Genomic DNA, 3,062 nt, shown 5'->3' on the forward strand with positions numbered 1-3,062 from the left:
AATTAAACTATAACTGTTTCCGTCTCTTATTCATTTTCTTTGCAATAAACGGTATTGGTTCAGCTTTTCGTAGTATGGCATACACAAATTGTAGAGAGAAAGCAATTTTTGGTCTTGATGAATTTTTAAGTAAGATTTCTCAGTATTTTGAAACCCATAACTAATTTGTAAATTTTCAAGCCAACTTCCATTATCCCACCAACTTATTTCATTAGTATTGCTAGGGGGATTCCAGTCTAATGCTTCTGCTATAAATGGAATACCTATTCTCGAACAATACTCCTTAATTATATTTGTTGTATTTTATACAGGAATTTTACCTGTACGCTCAATGACTTTGTTGAAAAGTTCAAAAAGTTGTTTATAACCACATTCCTCAAAATCAAGATCGGGCATTTTATAATAATAGGAAGGTAGCATTTGATCTGGATTGCGAATCAAAAAAGTATGCTGGAAATAATCAATAAATTCATTATTTACAATTTGTATAAAATAACAAGGAAAATCTTTTATAAACAATCTGTTATTCTGAGATTTTACCTTTAAGTCTTGCAATATATTCTGATAATTATATTCTGCTTGTGGTGCGATATCTGGGAAACGATTAAAAATACGTTCTTCACTATAGTATGCTGAAGGACCAAAAGGTTCGTGAAGTACCAAAAAATCACCTCTTTGCTTAACCATCCACATAAAAGCTGTCTTTCTGGAGCGAGGAGTAGACCATAATGCAATGATTTTTTGATTCATTATTACTCTAATCAGAAGATTTACTAACAGAAATAATATTTGTTGTTTGCCAAATATCATCAAGGTTGGCAACTTTACCTGTCCCATTTGTTATATTTACTGTCACAGTCTCTAATAATTTAAAAATTATGAAAATAGCTATCGCACAACTTAATCCTACTATTGGTGATATTAAAGGAAATGCAGAATTAATTTTAGAAGCTGCACAAAAAGCTAAAAATTTAGATGCCAAATTGATGATAACTTCAGAATTATCCCTAATAGGTTATCCACCACGAGATTTATTAATTTATCCTAGTTTAATTAAAGCTGCTGCTACAGAGTTAGAAAAGTTAGCTAAAAATTTACCATCAGAAATAGCAGTTTTAGTGGGAACTGTAACTTTTAATTCTCAAGCTAATGAAATAGGAGAGAAATCATTATTTAATAGTGCTGCTTTACTAGGTAACGGAAAAGTCAAACAAATATTTCATAAAAGGCTTTTGCCTGCTTATGATGTATTTGATGAACAACGATATTTTGAGCCTGGTAAAACTAGCGATTTTTTTATTTTAGAAATTCCTGCAACAAGTTCAAAATCTTTAGCTAAAATTGGCGTGACTATTTGCGAAGATTTATGGAATGACGCAGAATTTTGGGGAAGGCGAAATTATACTTGCGATCCAATTAAAGAATTAGCAGAAAATCAAGTTGATTTTGTTGTAAATATGTCTGCTTCTCCATATCGAGTAGAAAAGCAAAAATTGCGAGAGGCAATGTTAGAACATAGTACAAATCGTTATCAAATACCAATTATTTATGTTAATCAGGTAGGCGGTAATGACGATTTGATTTTTGATGGTTGTAGTGTAGTTTTTAATAAGACTGGTAATGCTATTTATCGTGCTAGTGCTTTTGCAGAAAATTTGGCAGTTGTTGAATTTAATCCAGTAAAAAAAGATTTGATTGTGACTAATTTTGAAAGTCTATATTTAGCAGAAAGTGAGGATGAAGAAATTTGGTCTGCTTTGGTGTTAGGCGTAAAAGATTATCTGCGTAAGTGTGGTTTTTCTAAAGTTGTTCTTGGTTTAAGTGGGGGAATAGATTCGGCTTTAGTCGCAGCGATCGCTACTGCTGCTTTAGGTAAAGAAAATGTTTTTACTATTTTGATGCCTTCTCCTTATAGTTCCGATCATTCTGTTAAAGATGCTTTGGAATTAGCGGAAAATTTGGATATTGCTAAACAAGTTATACCTATTGGGGATTTAATGAAAAGTTATGACAATAGTTTGCAAAATTTATTTGCAGATACAAATTTTGGCATTGCTGAAGAGAATATTCAATCTCGGATTCGTGGCAATTTATTAATGGCAATTTCTAATAAGTTTGGTCATTTGCTTTTATCCACGGGTAATAAGTCAGAAATGGCGGTTGGTTATTGCACTCTTTATGGTGATATGAATGGTGGATTAGCAGTAATTTCTGATGTGCCGAAAACTCGTGTTTATTCTCTGTGTCAATGGTTGAATCAGCAGGCGGTTAATAATAATCAAAATTTCTATGGAGCCGAAAATTTACTAATTACTGAACAGCAAAATATTATTCCAGAAAATATTCTGACTAAAGCTCCTAGTGCTGAGTTGAAAGAAAATCAAAAAGATGAGGACTCTTTACCATCTTATGAAGTTTTGGATGATATTTTATACCGCTTAGTAGAAAAGTGTGAATCTTTGGCAGAAATTATTGCAGCAGGACACGATTCAGAAGTAGTAAATAAGGTTATCAAGTTAGTGATGCGGGCAGAATTTAAACGTAGACAAGCACCCCCTGGGTTGAAAATTAGCGATCGAGCTTTTGGCACTGGTTGGCGGATGCCTATTGCTAAGAAAAGTTCTTGGTAGATTTGAGGTTGTGAGTTTTCAACTGTGGCTATAAAGTTAATCTCTGAAAGAAGGAAGAAGGCAAAAGGAAGAAGGAAGAAGGTCTAATTGCATGGGGATAGTCAACAAACGGTCACTCCGTGTCTTAACCCCAAAAAATTTTCAACCCTCAAATATTGGAAAATTCATTTGGCTATAAAATTAATCTCTAGCCCGATAACATAGCTGCTAAAATACAATGAAATGAAAAAGTTATAGTCACTCTTATTGACTAACCAAATCATTCTGAACGTCACCAAAAAATAAAGACTCAGGAGATGGCAATCAATCTCAACCCTCAAATATTTGGAAAGCCCATTTGGCTAAAAGTTAATCTCTACTCCGATAAATAGCTGCTGAAATACAATGAGAAAGTTATAGTCACTCTTATTGACCAACTAGCTCATTGTGAAC

The 3,062-nt window shown here is 33.1% G+C and carries 2 protein-coding genes; one reads left to right on the forward strand and one right to left on the reverse strand.

Annotation, left to right across the window (positions count from 1 at the left end):
• Positions 1-303: 303 nt before the first annotated feature.
• A complete protein-coding gene (locus AC3DU7_RS19745; protein ID WP_488041018.1) occupies positions 304-750 on the reverse strand; it encodes a sulfotransferase-like domain-containing protein in 447 nt (148 codons plus the stop codon).
• Positions 751-878: 128 nt separating this feature from the next.
• Here AC3DU7_RS19745 and AC3DU7_RS19750 point away from each other — a divergent pair, with 128 nt between their 5' ends.
• On the forward strand, positions 879-2,630 hold the full coding sequence (locus tag AC3DU7_RS19750) for an NAD+ synthase (protein WP_488041019.1): 1,752 nt from the start codon (positions 879-881) through the stop codon (positions 2,628-2,630).
• Positions 2,631-3,062: the final 432 nt, after the last annotated feature.

It is taken from the genome of Okeania sp. (assembly GCF_983059655.1).

Bases quoted from the DNA above. Each gene is read 5' to 3' on its own strand.
- AC3DU7_RS19745 (WP_488041018.1), bottom strand. From the start codon at position 750: ATGAATCAAAAAATCATTGCATTATGGTCTACTCCTCGCTCCAGAAAG.
- AC3DU7_RS19750 (WP_488041019.1), top strand. From the start codon at position 879: ATGAAAATAGCTATCGCACAACTTAATCCTACTATTGGTGATATTAAA.